This window comes from Paractinoplanes pyxinae, assembly GCF_026626335.1.
GTDB lineage: Bacteria > Actinomycetota > Actinomycetes > Mycobacteriales > Micromonosporaceae > Actinoplanes > Actinoplanes pyxinae.
Map to the genome: position 1 here is coordinate 206,332 of NZ_JAPNTZ010000010.1, position 16,433 is coordinate 222,764.

Genomic DNA, 16,433 nt, shown 5'->3' on the forward strand with positions numbered 1-16,433 from the left:
GGAGTGCCTATGCGTCTCAAGCGCAAATCCCTGCTCGGAGCAACCGTGGCCGCCGTGGCCGCGGCCGGTGTCATCGCCGTGGTGCCCAACGCCAACGCGGCCGGCCCGGAACTGCTGCCGCTCACCGTCACGAACGACTCCGGTCGCGGCGAGGCCGTGCACCTGTACGTGCTCGGTGAGTCCGGCGGCCGGCTCGGCTACGTCAACGAGGGCGGCACGTTCACGCCGTGGCCGGGCGGCGGCACCCCGCCGACGCCCGCGCCCGACGTGTCGATCGCCGGGCCCGGCAACGGCGCCAGCAAGACCATCCAGGTGCCCAAGGGCCTGTCCGGGCGCATGTACATGTCGTTCGGCGACAAGCTCGACTTCCGCCTCTCACAGGACGGCGGCCTGGTGCAGCCCGCGCCGTGGGCCGGCGGCGACCCGAGCCGGGACGTGCTGTTCGACTGGAGCGAGTTCACCTACAACGACTCCGGCGTGTGGCTCAACAGCTCGCAGGTCGACATGTTCGCCGTACCGCACAAGGTCAGCGTGACCGGCTCGGACGGGCAGACGGCCCAGACCGGCGAGCTCAAGCCGGGCGGTCACAACGCCGTCATCGACGGGCTGAAGGCCGACCCCGAGTTCGCCAAGCTGATCCAGACCCGAGGCGACGGCACGGTGCTGCGGGTGCTCGCCCCGGGCAAGGGCGCCGACGCCGGCGGGTTCGACCCCGACTACCTGGGCGGCTACATCGACCAGGCGTGGGCCGCGTACGCGAATTCTGATCTGACGGTCAAACCGTTCTCCGACCAACCCGACAAGACCTTTATTGGTCGTACGAGCGGGAACGTCATGAATTTCACGGACTCCACGGGTGCGCAGGTCGCCAGCTTCACCAAGCCGACCTCGTCGAACGTGTGGGGTTGCGACGGCAACCTGGGCGCCCCCAACGACCTCGTCGTCGGGCCGATCGCGCGCAGCCTGTGCGCGGCGCTGACCCGCGGCACCCTCGGGTCGCAGCCGGTCGAGCCCAGCACCGACCCGGCCACGTTCTACAAGAACACGCCGACCAACCTGTACGCCAAGCTGATCCACGACAACATGGCCGACGGCAAGGCGTACGCGTTCGCCTTCGACGACGTCGCCAACCAGGAGTCGCTGGTGCACAGCGGCGACCCGACGTCGATCGGCATCACCCTCTCGCCCTTCAACTGAGCCCCCGCTCCCGGTTGCGAAACCGGGAGACTTCAGAGCGAAGGAGTCTCTTCATGCAGCGCACATTCGCATTGCCGGCGTTGACCGTCGGCGCCACCGTGGCCGCACTCACCGTCGGCGTTTCCCCCGCCTCGGCCCACGGCTACATCTCTTCCCCGCCCAGCCGCCAAGCCAACTGCGCCGCCGGCGCGGTCACCGGCTGCGGCGACGTCCAGTACGAGCCGCAGAGCGTGGAAGCCGCCAAGGGCTCCAAGGAGTGCAACGGCGGGGGTGGGCGGTTCGCCGAACTCAACGACAACAGCAAAGCCTGGCCGCGGGCCACGGCCGGTCAGTCGGTGACGTTCGACTGGGTGCTCACGGCCCGGCACTCCACCACCACATGGGAGTACTTCATCGGCGACACGCTGCTCGCGTCGTTCGACGACGGCGGCGCGCAGCCCGGCGCCACCAAGACCCACACCGTGAACATGCAGGGCTTCACCGGACCGCAGACCGTGCTGGCCCGCTGGAACGTAGCCGACACCGCCATGGCGTTCTACGCCTGCGTCGACCTGAACATCGGAGCGTGATCATGAAGCGCAATCGTCTTCTGGCCGCGGCCGGCGCCCTGGCCGTCGCGGTGACCGCCGGCCTCGCCGCCCTGCTTCCCAGCACGGGCGCCTCGGCGGCGACCCTGCCGGTGTCCGAAGCCCAATTCCAACAGATGTTCCCGAACCGGATCCCGTTCTACTCGTACGCCGGACTGCTCGACGCCATGAACAAGTTCCCCGAGTTCACCGGCACCGGCGGCGAGGACGTGCAGAAGCGGGAAGCGGCCGCCTTCCTGGCCAACATCAACCACGAGTCGGGCGGCCTGGTGTACGTCGAGGAGCTGAACCAGGCGAACTGGCCGCTCTACTGTGACGGCTCCCAGCCGTACGGCTGCCCGGCTGGTCAGGACGCGTACCACGGTCGCGGCCCGATCCAGCTGAGCTGGAACTTCAACTACAAGGCGGCCGGCGACGCGCTCGGCATCGACCTGCTGAACAACCCGAACCTGGTGAAGGACGACGCGTCGGTGGCCTGGCAGACCGGCCTCTGGTACTGGATGACCCAGACCGGGCCGGGCTCGATGACCCCGCACGCGGCGATCGCCAACGGAGCCGGCTTCGGCGAGACGATCCGCAGCATCAACGGGGCGCTGGAGTGCAACGGCGGCAACCCGGCCCAGGTGCAGAGCCGGGTCGACGCCTACCAGCGGTTCGCGCAGATCCTCGGCGTCGACCCGGGCGGCAACCTCTCCTGCTGAGTTTTTGTTTGTTCCGGCCGGCGCTGACATTGCTCAGCGCCGGCCGGCGTCGTGTTGCCCCGATCGCCGGCGCCCGGGCTCAGGGCTGGAGTTGCCGGGTAGGCCTGATCTTGGGATGGTGGCCCGCTTTCGTTCGCCTGGGACGGTCTTACGTGCGGGCAGCACGACGCGGCTGCACCGGATATCGGATCGATCAACCGGATTCGGCCAGGGTCGCGCTCCTGGTAATGAGGGATCACCGTTACCGGAGCCGGCGGACGGTCCGGTTTGTTCCGCTCGGCGTTGTCCCCATCAAGGGACTGCTTCGCGAGGTACACACTCGCAACGCCCATGACGGCACTCAGGAGCGTTGCGATCAAGCTGATCAGCACGAACACCGGGCCATTCCCGAATGAGCGACGCTCGGAAGCCGCCGGCTTGAGGTGCGTCAGCGCCGATCATTGTCGTGGTCGTGATGGTCACTTGCTCGGAGTGCAGGCCGAACCAGCGGGAGCGTTTGTATACGGCGGTGGTCGTGGTCGTAGTAGGGACAGGGCTCTGAGGTGTAGAAGGCGTCAGCATGGTGCCCCGCGACTGTCTGCGCGCGGAAGACTCCGCCAAGCGCCCTGCGAAGGCGGCTGACCGAGCCCTGCACATACCAGGCGTGCGAGACATACCGGATCTCCGGGAGCCCTCGGCTGGAGGAAGCTGGGCTCGCTCTGGTTAAAGGCACGCTGAACTCAAGAGGGGCCTTCTCTGAGGCGCTGATGTCAGGCGGCATGCGGTGCGGGTCGAGTGCGCCGCTGTGCGGGTCGACGTGCGCGGAAGGAAAAGCTGGTCGGCAGCCAAGTGGCACCAACGACTTGGAGCCAGTGGGCCGCCGCCTCCCCCGCCCCAGTTGGGTGGGTTGGGAATGTAGCCCCGTTGGCTGTGAGTACAGGGAAGTTGTCCACAGGTGGGCATGGTGATCTATGCACTGGGCGTATACTCTGAGCGCATAGTTGACATGGGGGAGGCGTTGTGGGGACTACTCGGCGGAGTTTGATTGTGGGGGCGTTGGCGGTTGGTGTGGGCTTGAACGGTGGGGCGGTGCTGGTGGCGCCGGCTCGGCTTTGGCTGCCTGCGCCTACTGGGCCGTTCGAAGTTGGCGCTACGGCATTGCACCTGCTTGATCGGTCGCGGCCCGATCCCTTCACGGGGGAGGCGCATCGGCGTGAGTTGATGGTGGGGGTTTGGTATCCGGCTCGGGATGTGGAGCGGTTTCCGCGGGTTTCTTGGATGGAGCCGGCTGTGTTGCGGCGGTACCTGACCGATGCGGGGTACGCGGCTGATGTTGTGGCGTCTCCGCTGACGGCCGGGCGTGAAGGTGCGCCTTTACGCCGTACGGGAAAGAAGTTGCCGGTTCTGGTCTTCTCGCACGGGGCCGGGGATCACCGGAACGGGAACTCGATCATGATTCAGCAGCTGGCCAGCCATGGGTATGTGGTGGTCACGATCGACCACCTCGGCGACGCCTACAGCCGGCTGCCGGACGGGCGGGTTGTCGCGCCGACCGAGCAGTCGCTGTATCCGCAGGATTTCGAGCGGGACGCGCGGTTCGTGCTCGACGAGATCGAGCGGCTTGCGGCGGGGCACAACCCGGACGTCGATCGGCGGCGGCTGCCGGACGGGTTGGCGGGGGCTTTGGACGTACGGCGGATCGGGATGATCGGCTGGTCCAAGGGTGGCACGGCTACGGCTCGGGTGATGCTCAGCGATCGGCGGGTGCGGGCCGGGCTGGCGATCGACCCGCCGCTGTTGCCGGCCATGGACGGGCGGATCGACCGGCCGTTCATGCTCATGACGGCCGAGTTCACGCGTGCCACCGACCCGGCCGTACGGAAATTTTGGACGCAGTTGATTGGCTGGCGTCTCAATGTGCAGGCCGACGGCGCTGTGCACTCGTCTTACAACGACCTGCAGGTGCTCATGCCCCAGTTGGCGAAGATCGTGGGGATGAGCGATGAAGAACTGCGTGGGTGGACGGGTCACCTGAACACGGCGCGGGCGGTGCGCATCGATCAGGCGTACCCGGTGGCGTTTTTCGACCAGCATCTGCGTGGACATCACCAGCGACTGCTCGACGGGCCCAGCCGGGCGTTCCCCGAGGTTCAGTACCTTGGTCTTTCCGCTGCCGGGGACACGCACCGCGGTTAGGCTGGGGCTGCCTGCCTGGTTCGTCCCCTTGTGAGGTGCACGTGTCGCAACCTGTTGAGGTGGACGTCGTCATCGTCGGCGGCGGTCTCGCCGGACTCTCCGCTGCCCGGCGGCTCGACCGCGCCGGCGTGGAGTGGCTGCTCGTCGAGGCCTCCGACCGGATCGGCGGCCGCGTCGCCACCGACGTCGTCGACGGCTGGCACTTCGACCGCGGCTTCCAGGTGCTCAACACGGCCTACCCGCGGGTGCCGGCCCTCGTCGACGTGGACGCGCTCGACATGCGCTACTTCACCTCCGGGGTGCTGGTGCGCCGCGGCGGCGACCTGCACCGGCTGGAAAACCCGCTGCGGGAACCGCTGTCCGCGGCGCAGACACTCAACGCCGGGGTCGGCACGCTCAGCGACCGGCTCAAGTTCGCAGCCCTGGCCACCCGCTGCGCGACGGTGCCGGCCAAGAAGCTGCTCGACGCCCGCGAGACGACGGCGCAAGAGATGCTGCGCAAGGCCGGCCTGTCCCACCGCATGATCGAAGAGGTGCTGCGGCCCTTCCTGTCCGGGGTCTTCGCCGACCGCTCGCTCGAGACGTCCAGCCACGTCCTGGCGATGGTGCTGCGCTCCTTCGCCCGCGGCAAGATCGGCGTGCCCGCGGCCGGCATGGCGGCCCTGCCCGCCGCCATCGCCGGCCCACTGCCGTACCCGCAGCTGCTGATCGGCGCCCGCACCCTCGAGATCGGCCCCGGCGTCGTGGTCACCGAGGCCGGCGAACTGCGCTGCCGGGCCGTCATCGTCGCCACCGACCCGTCCGCGGCGTCCGCCCTGCTGCCGCAGCTGCCCCGGGCCGACATGCACGGCCTGACAACCTTCTACTTCGGCGCCGACCGGGCCCCCATCGACGAGCCCACCCTGATCCTCGACGGCGACCGGCGCGAAATCATCGCCAACACCATCGTCGTCAGCAACGCCGCCCCCGAATACGCCCCGCCCGGCAAGTCGCTGATCGCGGCCTCGGTGGTCGGCATCTCGGCCCCGTCCTCGGCGTCCGAGACGGTGATGCGGGTCGAGCTTTCCCGCCTGTACGGGGTGCCGACCGACGACTGGGACCTGCTCGAAGTCGTGAACATCCCCGAGGCGCTGCCGGCCGCCCGCGTCCCGCAAGCCCAGCTGCGCAAGCCGGTCGACCTCGGCGACGGCCTGTTCGTGGCCGGCGACCACCGCGACAGCCCGTCCATCCAGGGGGCGCTGGCCGGCGGATGGCGCACGGCCGGGGCGGTGCTCACCTGGCTGGGCACGCGGGTCAGCGTCTGAGCCGGGGAGATCGCTGGCTGTGGGTATGCGGCACGGGTTACTATCGCCGCCGGTAAGGGGCGGTAGCTCAGTGGGTTAGAGCAGGGGACTCATAATCCCTCGGTCGCGGGTTCGAGTCCCGCCCGCCCCACTCTTCTTGCCTGGGGGCGACCCCCAGACCCCACGTTACGGTGGGCGCGCCTGGCGTAACGGTTGCGCCCTCGTCGGGGTTGCGTCCTTCGGCCGTCGAATTCGCCGCCCGCATCTCGCCGGTGGGCGGGCGCCGAGGTCGAGTCCGCCAACTGCCCGAACCGTTCGACCAAGGCGCTGCTGACTCAGCCGTATGACACCGGATGTGACGCGACCCGTCCTCCTGACAACGAGGACCGAGCGGGTGGTGGGGACAACTCTTAGGGCAAGGTGCAGCGATCAGGATCGACGAATCTTCTCGATGGCTTTGCCTCGGGCCAGCTCGTCGACCAGCTTGTCGAGGTAGCGAACCTTCCGCATCACGGGATCTTCGATCTCCTCGACCCGCACGCCGCACACCACGCCGGTGATCAGCGGGGCATTGGAGTTCAGGCGAGCGTCTGCGAAGAACTCCTCGAAGGAGGTCTCCTGCGCCAAGTGACGCTCGATGTCGGCGTCATCGAAGTCGGTCAGCCACGTGATGATCTGGTGGAGCTCGGTTCTCGTGCGGCCCTTGCGCTCCACCTTCGTGAGGTAGTGCGGATACACCGCGGAGAACGGCATTCGGTAGACCCGCTTCAAGGTCTTTTCGTCCGTCTTCATGCCACTGATCCTTCCGCGTCCCGGTGCACCCGTTGCTCTGACTGTCCAGCAAGGTGCTTCATGATGTACTGATCCGCGCCGGGACGTCGAGGTCGACTCCGCCTGGCTGCCCGAACCGCTCAGTCAGCGACCTGAAGAGATCTGTTCGTGGGTGTTCGTCCTCGGTAGCGGCCGCGGTGCGGATCAGGTGGATGCCGGCCTGGGCAAGGCTCGCGCAGGGCTGCGACAGGAGTCGTTAAAGAAACTTAAGGATTGCTTGCTCAGCGTCATGAACTGCTGCACATCGTTGCTCGTATATCCCGGCACAAGCACTACGGGACGACGAAGGAGCCGTGCATGTATCGACGCGGAGTCAGCAGCTATCGACGCGGAGCCAGCAGCCGGACGCGCAAGCTGGTGATTGGAGGCGCCGCCGCAGCGCTGCTCGGCTCGGCGCTCGCGATCGGCACGGGGATGAGCCAGGCCGCCGAACAGGGCAACCCCGGAGCCGGCTCCGGTAACGTCAGCGCTTTGGTGCCGGCGCTGGGTTTCAGCCCGGGCGATCCGAACGCGACGGCCGACCGTGTGGGTCCCACCGGGGTGAATGTCCCTGGTCGCTGCCCGCCCACTCAAGCCCAGGTGAACGCGCAGGTGGCGCTCAAGAATGGGAACCTTCCGAGTGGAACGGACCTGGAAAGCCGTATTCAGCGTTTTGAGAAGACCTTGTCGGCGATTCAGGACTTGAAATGCCCCGCGTCTTCCACGACTTTGCTGGGCCGCTTGAATTCGTTGACCGCGCTGCGTGGAAACGCGAACCGCGATGACGTCCTGCGTGGTTTGGGTCTGAACGAAACGCCAGCGGATAGAGCCGCCGCCCCAGGATCCGGTGACGCGGCCGCGGGTGGAGCGACGGGGAACGCCGGATCCGGCTCCGGTGACATCAACGCTTTGGTGCCGGCGCTGGGTTTCAGCCCGGGCGATCCGAACGCGACGGCCGACCGCGTGGGCCCCACCGGGGTGAATGTTCCTGGTCGCTGCCCGCCCACTCAAGCCCAGGTCAACGCGCAGGTGGCGCTCAAGAATGGGAACCTTCCGAGTGGAACGGATCTGGAAAGCCGTATCCAGCGTTATGAGAGGACCTTGTCGGCGATTCAGGACTTGAAATGCCCCGCGTCTTCCACGACCTTGCTGGGCCGCTTGAATTCGTTGACCGCGCTGCGTGGAAACGCGAACGCCGACAACATCCTGCGTCGTTTGGGTCTGAACGAAACGCCGGCGGGCTAAAGCCGCAGGGAATGCGGGGCCGCAAAACGAGCGGCACCGCGAACAACGGCAACCTGATCCTTCGCGGATCCTGATTCACCGCACGGAACCGCCTCGCCGGAGGCCCTCGCACCACGGGGGGTCTCCGGCGCGTTCGTGTGTGGGTCATGCGCGCGGTGATCTTCGGCTACTTCGGCACGCTGACCGACCCCGGCGCACAGGAATCGGGTCACGGTGGCCCGCTGGGTGATCCGGTTTGTGCCTTGGCGATGGTTGCTGCCGAACGTCGCGCCTGACCGCCACTGACGGGATCGGCCTTGACGGCGTTACTACGCGACAAGACGCTCTATGACCAGATGTTGCCGAGCACCCTCGGAACAGGCCGGTTGCTCGTCGCGCTGGTTGACCGCGCTTGGTCGTGTTGCCGGCCATCGGCGAAGTCTTCGCGGTTGCTGGGTAGTGGGCCGTGTCACACGATGCCATGCTGGGGTCCGTGGACTTGCATGGAGGCGAGTTGTGAGCGGGGAAGGCGACGGCCCCACGGTTGCGCGGATTTTGCTTGGCTCGCAGCTGCGTCGGTTGCGGGAAGAGCAGGGTATGGCCCGCGCGGAGGCGGCCGAAGCTCTTGGCACTGCGGATTCGACTATCAGCCGGATGGAGTTGGGCCGGGTCGCGTTGAAGGAAGCCAACGTGGCGGTTCTGCTTTCGCTGTACGGGATGGACGACGAGCAGGAACGGGCGGCTTTCCTGGCTCGGGTGCGGGAGACGAATACGCAGTGCTGGTGGCATCCGTACAGCGATATCACCCCGAACTGGTTGCAGCGGTATCTGGGGCTGGAAGCGACCGCGTCCGTCATTCGTACGTACGAGGCGCAATGGTTGCCGGGGTTGTTGCAGACCGAGGCGTACGCCGAAGCGATGATTCGGCTCGGCACTTACAGCCAGCGCGAGGATGACGTGGCGCGGCGGGTGCGGCTTCGGTTGGAGCGTCAGCAGGTTCTCAGTCAGCCGGATCCGCCGACGCTGTGGGCGGTGATCGACGAGGCGGCTCTGCGGCGGCCGGTCGGCGGGCCGCGCGTGATGCGGGACCAGATCGAGGCGCTGGCCGCTCAGGAGAGCAAGAACCCGAAGGTGATAATTCAGGTGATGCCGCTGGCGGCGGGCGGGCACGCCGGGGGCGGCACCTCCTTCACCATTCTGCGTTTCCCGCAGGAGGAAATGCGCGACCTCGTCTATGTGGAGCAGCTGACCAGCGCGCTCTATCTGGACAAGCCGGCCGACGTCGACCGCTACTTCGACGTCATGAACCACCTTTCCGAAGAAGCGGCGACTCCACAGGAGACACCGGCGATTCTGGACCGTATCCTCAGCAACCGGCCGGCCATCGGAGACTGAAGGAGCCCTCATGAGCGACGGAGCCCCGAAGATCGATTCCTCGGTTCCGCAGACGGCACGGGTCTGGAACTACTGGTTGGGCGGCAAGGACAACTATGCCGTCGATCGGGCCCTCGGCGACCAGATCGCCCAGGAGTACCCGATCATCGTGGAGATCGCCCGGGCCGACCGGGCCGTGCTCAACCGGGCGGTGCGGTATCTGGCCGGTGAGGCCGGCGTCCGTCAGTTCCTCGACATCGGGACGGGGCTGCCGACGACCAACAACACGCACGAGGTGGCCCAGTCGGTGGCGCCGGAGTCGCGGATCGTCTACGTCGACTACGACCCGCTGGTGCTGGTGCACGCCCGGGCGTTGCTGTCCAGCGGTCCGCACGGCGCCACCGACTACGTCGACGCCGACCTGCGCGACACCGAGACGATCCTGCGCGAGGCGAGCCGGACCCTGGACCTGAGCAAGCCGGTGGCCCTGATGCTGTCCGGGATCCTGGCCCACATGCCCACCGCTCAGGAGGCGCGGGCGATCGTCCAGCGGACCATGGCCGGGCTGGCCGCCGGCAGCTACCTGCTCGTCGTCGACGGCGCGAACACCAACCCCGCGCTCAACCAGGTCATGGAGATCTGGAACGCCACTGCCAACCCGCCGTACGCGATGCGCACCCCGGAGGAAATCGGCAGCTACTTCGACGGCCTCGAATTCGTCGAGCCGGGCCTGATCGACGTGACCGAGTGGCGTCCGGACGCAGCCGACGGGGGGCCGGCCCGCCGGCTGGACAACCTCATCGGCCTGGCCCGCAAACCCTAGGGCTTGGGGCCGTACAGGCGAGCGATGTCGGGGGAATCCAGCCAGCCGCTGTAGGTGGGCGACTGGGGCCAGCCGTCGGGGGAGTCCTGCCACTCCTCCCGGCGGCCGTACGGCAGGGTGTCGACCAGGGCGAACGTGTGGGTCAGCTGTTCGACGCCGCGGCCGGAGGTGTGCCAGGTTCGGTAGACGGTGTCGCCGTCTTTGAGGAAGACGTTCAGGGCGAAGCCGCCGTCGGCCGGGGCGTCCACGTCGGCGCCGAAGGGGCTGTCGGCGGTGGAGTACCAGGTCATCGGGTTGCCTACGCGGTGGGCGTAGGCGAGCGCGTCCTTGATCGGGCCCTGCGTGACGATGACGAAACGGGCGTCGTAGTTCTCGAGGAAGCCCAGGCGGGTGAAGACCGAGGTGAAGCTGGTGCAGCCGCCGCACTGCCACTCGGCCGACGGGTCCCACATGTGGTTGTAGACGATCAGCTGGGACTTGCCGTCGAAGACGTCGGCCAGGCGGACCGGGCCCTCCGCGCCGACCAGGGTGTAGTCGGGCATGCGGACCATGGGCAGCTTGCGCCTCTGTGCGGCGATCGCGTCGAGTTCGCGGGTGGCCGCCTTCTCGCGGACGCGGAGCTCGTCCAGCTGCTTGCGCCAGGTTGCTTCGTCGGCGACGGGTGGCATGGCCATGGTCAACCATCTCCTTCTCGTACGGGTCGTCAGTACATGGACTCGCCGGGGCGGCCGGACTCATCGGTGGGCCGGAAAAGCAGCCGGCTCGCCGGGGCGGCCGGACTCATCGGTGTGCCGGAAAAGCAGCCGGCTCGCCGGGGCGGCCGGACTCATCGGTGTGCCGGAAATCAGCCGACGGTGATCACCGGATTGGTCAGGGTGCCCAGCGGGGCCGAGGTGATCTCCACGGTGTCGCCGGGCTGCAGGGTGAAGCCGGCCGGTGGCACCACGCCGGTGCCGGTCAGCAGCACCGCGCCGGACGGGAAGGTGAGCGCCCGGAACAGCCAGGAGGCCAGGTCTTCGAAACTCCGCGCCATCGCGGACGTGGACGTCGTACCGGAATAGGCCTCTTGCCCGTCGCGGAGGATCCGGAGGCCGACAGGGAACGGAGCCGGATCGACCGCCCAGGCCGGCACGATCGCCGGGCCGAGCGCGCACGAACGGTCGTACATCTTCGCCTGGGGCAGGTAGAGCGGGTTCTCGCCCTCGATCGAGCGGCTGCTCATGTCGTTGCCCAGCGTGTAGCCGAAGATCTGGCCGGCCGCGTTGAGCACCAGCCCGATCTCGGCCTCGGGCACGTCCCAGCCGGAGTCGGCGCGGATGCCCACGGCGTCGCCGTCGCCGACCACCCGCCACGGGCTGGACTTGAAGAAGATCTCGGGGCGGGCGCTGTCGTAGACGTCGTCGTACAGGGAACCGTGGCCGGACTCTTCCTTGCGGCCGTCGCGGCTGCGCAGGTAGGTGACGCCGGCCGCCCACACCTCCTGCCGGTCGACGGGCGGAAGGGTCTCGTCGCCCGGCATCTCGCCGGTGGCCCGGGCGGCGGCCTCGACCCGGGCCCGGGCCTCGTCGAGGGGCAGGGCGAGCAGGCCGGCCAGGTCGCCGTCGAGCTCGCCCCACCCGCCGTCGTGGTGCACGGCCCAGCGCGAGGTGGTGCCGGCACGCAGGTGGTGAAGGGAAATCGGCATGATCCCAGTCTGGACCTCGGGAGTCACCGCCGTACGGGCTAAACGACCCCGAAAAGCAGGGCGAGGGTGCCGACGGTGGCCATGAGCAGCGCCGTGCCGGGGTGCATGCCGATCGAGATGCGCAGGTCGTGCTTGCGCCAGACCAGCCAGACGGCCGGGAACATGAAGATCACCTTCGACAGGACGGTCCACGGCGCCCAGAAGTGGTAGACCGCGAACAGCACGGTGTTGAGGACGGGCGCCGCGAGGCCCAGGTGGGCGATGCGGGGCAGCAGGAAGCCGCGGAAGTACAGCTCCTCGATAAGGGGAAGGGCGAACCCGGTGACCGGCAGGCTGATCAGCATGGTGGTGACCAGCAGCGAGTGCGGGTAGCCGTCGAGGTACGTGGTGGCGCTGCCGCCCGCGCCTTCGAAGGGCAGCCAGGTGAAGAACGTGTCGAAGACGACGTTGTCGAGCGGGGTGAGCGCGAGCGACACCACCGTCATCCACACGATGAGGCCCGCGATGAGAGCGATGATCCTTCCGCGCGGTATCGGCCGATCGCGGTAGGCGACCACCCCGGCCAGCGAGAAGCGACCGTTGCGGACGCGGCCCAGCCACAACAGGCCGGCCAGGACGGGCACCAGCACCACGGCCAGCGCGACCGCCCAGGCCAGGAAGATCGGGTAGCCGATCGCCTGAACGAGCGGCTCACCGATCAGAAAATAGGCGGCGACGATGAGCAGGCCCGGCACGAGGTGCAGGGCGATCGTCAACGGCAGGGAATGACGGCCGGCCAGCAGTTTCCCGGCGAGGCCTTCGGTCGGGGCGATTTCCGGTACGGCGGTCAGGGTCTGCGTGTTCGTCATGCCGCACAGCATCGGAGCTCCCGGAGTCACCGCCCTGTCACGCCTCTGACACGGGCCCTGACAGGGTCAGCGCACGACGAGGCGGAGGTCGGCGGCTGTCACATCGCCTAAGGCGCGGATCGCGGCCACATCGAGTTTGCCGGTGACCTTGACCTCGGCGGTGCGGCCGAGATCGACGAACGTCATGGGGATGTCGCCGGCGTACTCGATGGCGGAGACGGTCAGGCTCTGGGCGATGGGCCGGTCGGGCTGGGTGGCCGGGCGCAGGTCGACGGTCTCGCCGAGGCGGACCGTGCCGGCGACGCAGCGCACAGTGCAGGTGAGCGATCCGTGCTGCAGATTGACGATTTCGTACAGCTGCAGCTGGGGCTCCCCGGACTCCATGATGGTCATTCTCGTCGACGGCGGCCCGACTTACATCGTTGAACGTCGAACGTTCGGAGGAGATCAGTAACACTTCGGGGCCGTTAGTGTCGTGGCCGTGATGGTGACGGCGGGCCGGAGCGCGGGGTGGGACGCCCGCCGGTATGTGCAGGCCGCCGCCCTCGTCGCCGCGGTCGGGACTGTCTGGTGCGTGGCCTACCTGCGGACAGGCGTGACCACCGAGGCGATCGCGTACATTTTCGTGCCGGTCGGGGGTGCGATCGCGACCGCGTCGCTCTATCAGCTGACCAGGGGCAACCCGGCCGCCGGGCGGTTCTGGCGGGGAGTGCTGCTCGCCATCGGCTCCATCACCGTGGGGTACGCGTGGCTGGCCGTCGACATGTTCGCCCACCTTGACGAGGTGCGCACCCGGGACATGCCGCTGCCCGCGGCGGCCTGCGCGGCCGCCGGGTTCCTGATCGCCATCTGGTCGCTGGCCCGGGTGCCGGTGGTCGCGGCGGGCGGGGTCGAGCGGTGGCGCATGGTGCTGGACCGGATGATCACGTTCCTCGGGTGCGCGGCCGTGCTGTGGTATCTGGGGCTGGCGCCGATGCTCTCGGCCCGGGAACCGTTGAGCCGGCAGGCCACGGTGCTGGTCGGGCTGGGCTTCCTGGTCGCGGTGGGCGCCGCGACGAAGGTCTCGTACATCGCGGGCGGGCCGGTCGACCGGGTGGCCATCCGCTTCATCGCGGCCGCGGGCGGCGTACCGGCCGCGGTCGTGTCCGTGCTCTCGGTGCAGTTCGGCCTGGTCGCGAGCGTGCCGGCCCAGGCGATCGTCATGCCGCTGGCCCCGGTGTTCATCACCCTGGGCGTCGCCGCTCAGGTCCGCGCCGATCGCGGGCTGCGCCTTCCGCCGGCCCGCGTGGGGGCGCTCCTGCCCTACCTGGCCATGCTTCTGGTCGACGTGCCTTTGATAGCCGTTGCCTTCGGCGCCCCGTTGCGGTGGCCGGCCCGGGTGGTGCTGGTGACCGCGGTCGTGGTGACGGCGCTGGTCATGGTGCGGCAGTATCTGGCGAACCGCGAGAACGCCCGGCTGTTGCGCAACTCGCGCGTCCAGGAAGAACGTCTGCAGTACGAGGTGAGCCACGACGGGCTGACCGGGCTGGGCAACCGGGCCCTGTTCCGCGAGCGGCTGACCACCGTGCTGGCCACCGGCCGTCCGGTGTCGGTGCTGCTCATCGACCTGGACGACTTCAAGGCGGTCAACGACCTGCTGGGGCACGGCGTCGGCGACCGGCTGCTGGTGTCGGCGGCGCAGCTGCTGGAGGCCGAGGCGGGGAACTGGGGCCTGCCGGTGCGGGTCGGCGGCGACGAGTTCGCGGTGATGCTGACCGGGGCCGGCGTCGACGCCGAGGCCGTGGCCGAGCGGCTGCTGACCGCGCTGTCGCAACCGATCAGCGAGCACCGCCTGCTGGTGCAGGCGAGCATCGGCATCGCCACCGCCGGGCCCGGCTCCACCGTCGACTCGATCCTGCGGAACGCCGACCTGGCGATGTACGCGGCCAAGCAGCGCGGCAAGGCGGGCTTCGTGCGCTACGTGGACGGGATGGGCGAGCCGGTACTGGCCCACATGCAGGTGGGCGGCGAGCTGCGCCGGGCCCTCGACAACGACGAGTTCCGGGTCGTCTACCAGCCGATCGTGCGGCTCGACGACAACCGCCTGGCCGGGGTCGAAGCCCTCGTCCGCTGGCACCACCCGGCCCGCGGCGTGGTCGGCCCGGGCGAGTTCATCCCGGCCGCCGAACGCACCGGCCTGATCGTGCCGCTGGGCCGGTTCGTGCTGCGCGAGACCTGCCGCCAGGCCGCCGCCTGGCTGGCCGAGTTCGGGCCGGACGCGTTGAAAGAGACCGCGCTCAACGTCTCGGCGCGCCAGCTGCACGACCCCGACTTCGTGGCCGACGTGGCGGCCGCGCTGGCCGACAGCGGGCTGCCCTGCGAGCGGCTGGTGCTCGAGGTGACCGAGTCGGCGGTCCTGCGCGGTCAGCAGGTCTCGCGGACGTTGTACGAGCTCGACCGGATGGGGGTCCGGCTGGCCCTGGACGACTTCGGCACCGGCGAGTCGTCGCTCAGCCTGCTGCGCGCCTTCCCGGCCGCGATCGTCAAGCTGGACAAGTCCTTCGTGGACGGCATCGAGATCGACGACGGCCAGCCCGCCGCCGCCGACGCCCGGCAGGCGGTGGCCCGGGCGGTGCTGCAGCTCGCGCACGCGCTCGGCCTGGACACGGTGGCCGAGGGGATCGAGAGCGCCGAACAGGTGGCCGCGCTCCGCGAGCTCGGCTACACGCTGGGCCAGGGCTTCCACCTGGCCGAGCCGATGACCGCGGACGGCGTCTCCCGCCGGCTGGCGTCAGAACGCGAAGGTGCCGCGGCGCCAGTGCCAGTGGCGGCCGGCCTGCAGGTGGTCGATGATCGCGCGCTGAAGGACGGTGCGGCGGGGTAGCCGGTCGAGCGGCGTGGTCAGGCTGCGGAAGCCGAACCGCAGCACCTCGACGTCCGGGTCGACCCCGTCCGGCTGCTCGTAGGGGTCCAGCTCGAACCTCTGCTGGAAGCGGGCGATGTTCGAGTCCGCGGGCAGGTATTCGAGCAGCTGCGGGTCGAGCAGCCACGAGCCGCACGAGAAAGCCGTGTAGTGCTCGTCGGGGAAGTGCCGCGGGAAGAACGCGCGCGCCTCGTCGAGCGACGCGTCGATCGCCTCGGCCGTCAGCGGTCCCGCTTCGGGAACGTGCAGCCCGATGGCGCCGGCACCCCGCTGGTGTTGCAGCCGGCCCAGTTCGTAGAGGCCACCGCGTACGTGCAAGGTCAGCCAGCTCTGCATGACCGGCCAGCCCTCGCCGCGCATCCGCCGGTCGACGGCCAGGTTGCGCCCCAGATCGGCCAGCGTCGCCCGCGTCACCTGGCAGCCGATCCCGTGCTCGCGGTGATAGCCGCTGACAACCCCGACCAAAGCCAATTGCGCGTACGCATAAAGGTGCCGCCAGCCGAGCCCGCGCTCACGGTCCAGGACCGGCCCGGGCGCCAGCCACTCGTACCCACCGAGGTCGGCCCGCACCAGCGCGATCGACCGATCCAGCAGCCATCGCAATTCGTCCGTCCACAACGGAGAGCCATCGTCCGGCCAGCCCGCCATGATCTCGGCCGCGTCCTCGGCCCGGACCCCGAGCCACTCGAGCAACGCGGGCGCCTCCGCCTTGTCCGGCAACGGCGCCGACGGCCCGTCCCCGGCCAGCCGATGCACGCGCTCGACCTCGTCCACCGCCACACCGAGCCGATCGGCCACCACATCCAGATCCACGCCGAGGACCCT

Annotated in this window: 15 protein-coding genes, 1 tRNA gene and 1 pseudogene; 11 read left to right on the forward strand and 6 right to left on the reverse strand. The window is 68.9% G+C overall.

Translation table 11 applies throughout. The features are described from left to right. The first annotated feature begins 9 nt into the window (after positions 1 to 9). From OWR29_RS28105 to OWR29_RS28130, 6 genes and pseudogenes are all read left to right on the forward strand, one after another. On the forward strand, positions 10 to 1,197 hold the full coding sequence (locus tag OWR29_RS28105) for a beta-1,3-glucanase family protein (protein WP_267566269.1): 1,188 nt from the start codon (positions 10 to 12) through the stop codon (positions 1,195 to 1,197). 53 nt (positions 1,198 to 1,250) lie between these two features. Next, a complete protein-coding gene (locus OWR29_RS28110) occupies positions 1,251 to 1,766 on the forward strand; it encodes a lytic polysaccharide monooxygenase auxiliary activity family 9 protein (RefSeq protein WP_267566270.1) in 516 nt (171 codons plus the stop codon). Between the two features lie 110 nt (positions 1,767 to 1,876). Continuing rightward, a pseudogene (locus OWR29_RS28115) lies at positions 1,877 to 2,485 on the forward strand (chitinase); the annotation flags it as partial. A gap of 1,068 nt (positions 2,486 to 3,553) precedes the next feature. Then, positions 3,554 to 4,660: an alpha/beta hydrolase family protein gene (locus OWR29_RS28120; protein WP_267566271.1), complete on the forward strand. Its 1,107-nt coding sequence runs from the start codon at positions 3,554 to 3,556 to the stop codon at positions 4,658 to 4,660. Positions 4,661 to 4,701: 41 nt separating this feature from the next. Continuing rightward, complete coding sequence (locus tag OWR29_RS28125) at positions 4,702 to 5,964, forward strand: NAD(P)/FAD-dependent oxidoreductase (protein ID WP_267566272.1); 1,263 nt, start codon at positions 4,702 to 4,704, stop codon at positions 5,962 to 5,964. A 56-nt stretch (positions 5,965 to 6,020) separates the two neighbouring features. Continuing rightward, positions 6,021 to 6,094 (forward strand) — tRNA-Ile (locus tag OWR29_RS28130). Between the two features lie 278 nt (positions 6,095 to 6,372). Here the strand turns inward: OWR29_RS28130 and OWR29_RS28135 are convergent. Next, entirely contained in the window at positions 6,373 to 6,735 is a 363-nt protein-coding gene (locus tag OWR29_RS28135) for a DUF2200 domain-containing protein (protein WP_267566273.1), read from the reverse strand. A gap of 336 nt (positions 6,736 to 7,071) precedes the next feature. Here OWR29_RS28135 and OWR29_RS28140 point away from each other — a divergent pair, with 336 nt between their 5' ends. The 4 genes from OWR29_RS28140 to OWR29_RS28155 all read left to right on the forward strand — a co-directional run bounded on the left by OWR29_RS28140 (position 7,072) and on the right by OWR29_RS28155 (position 10,174). Then, positions 7,072 to 7,998: a hypothetical protein gene (locus OWR29_RS28140; RefSeq protein WP_267566274.1), complete on the forward strand. Its 927-nt coding sequence runs from the start codon at positions 7,072 to 7,074 to the stop codon at positions 7,996 to 7,998. A 146-nt stretch (positions 7,999 to 8,144) separates the two neighbouring features. Next, on the forward strand, positions 8,145 to 8,273 hold the full coding sequence (locus tag OWR29_RS28145) for a hypothetical protein (RefSeq protein ID WP_267566275.1): 129 nt from the start codon (positions 8,145 to 8,147) through the stop codon (positions 8,271 to 8,273). Between the two features lie 220 nt (positions 8,274 to 8,493). Next, positions 8,494 to 9,372 carry a Sco1979 family transcriptional regulator gene (locus OWR29_RS28150; protein WP_267566276.1) on the forward strand — a complete coding sequence of 293 codons (879 nt, stop codon included), beginning with the start codon at positions 8,494 to 8,496 and terminating at the stop codon, positions 9,370 to 9,372. A gap of 10 nt (positions 9,373 to 9,382) precedes the next feature. Beyond that, a complete protein-coding gene (locus tag OWR29_RS28155) occupies positions 9,383 to 10,174 on the forward strand; it encodes an SAM-dependent methyltransferase (protein WP_267566277.1) in 792 nt (263 codons plus the stop codon). Here the strand turns inward: OWR29_RS28155 and OWR29_RS28160 are convergent. From OWR29_RS28160 to OWR29_RS28175, 4 genes are all read right to left on the reverse strand, one after another. After that, on the reverse strand, positions 10,171 to 10,848 hold the full coding sequence (locus OWR29_RS28160; protein ID WP_267566278.1) for a DUF899 domain-containing protein: 678 nt from the start codon (positions 10,846 to 10,848) through the stop codon (positions 10,171 to 10,173). The two genes, OWR29_RS28155 and OWR29_RS28160, sit on opposite strands and share 4 nt — an antisense overlap. A 170-nt stretch (positions 10,849 to 11,018) precedes the next feature. Then, positions 11,019 to 11,858 carry a fumarylacetoacetate hydrolase family protein gene (locus OWR29_RS28165; protein ID WP_267566279.1) on the reverse strand — a complete coding sequence of 280 codons (840 nt, stop codon included), beginning with the start codon at positions 11,856 to 11,858 and terminating at the stop codon, positions 11,019 to 11,021. A gap of 38 nt (positions 11,859 to 11,896) precedes the next feature. After that, positions 11,897 to 12,706, reverse strand: coding sequence for a CPBP family intramembrane glutamic endopeptidase (locus OWR29_RS28170; RefSeq protein WP_267566280.1), 810 nt, complete (start codon positions 12,704 to 12,706; stop codon positions 11,897 to 11,899). 66 nt (positions 12,707 to 12,772) lie between these two features. Next, complete coding sequence (locus OWR29_RS28175) at positions 12,773 to 13,090, reverse strand: hypothetical protein (RefSeq protein ID WP_267566281.1); 318 nt, start codon at positions 13,088 to 13,090, stop codon at positions 12,773 to 12,775. Between the two features lie 100 nt (positions 13,091 to 13,190). Between OWR29_RS28175 and OWR29_RS28180 the strand changes: the two genes are divergently transcribed. Then, on the forward strand, positions 13,191 to 15,569 hold the full coding sequence (locus OWR29_RS28180; protein ID WP_267566493.1) for a putative bifunctional diguanylate cyclase/phosphodiesterase: 2,379 nt from the start codon (positions 13,191 to 13,193) through the stop codon (positions 15,567 to 15,569). Here the strand turns inward: OWR29_RS28180 and OWR29_RS28185 are convergent. Then, positions 15,477 to 16,421 (reverse strand): acyltransferase domain-containing protein, encoded by a 945-nt coding sequence (locus OWR29_RS28185; RefSeq protein WP_267566282.1) that lies wholly within the window; start codon positions 16,419 to 16,421, stop codon positions 15,477 to 15,479. The two genes, OWR29_RS28180 and OWR29_RS28185, sit on opposite strands and share 93 nt — an antisense overlap. Positions 16,422 to 16,433 lie beyond the last annotated feature (12 nt).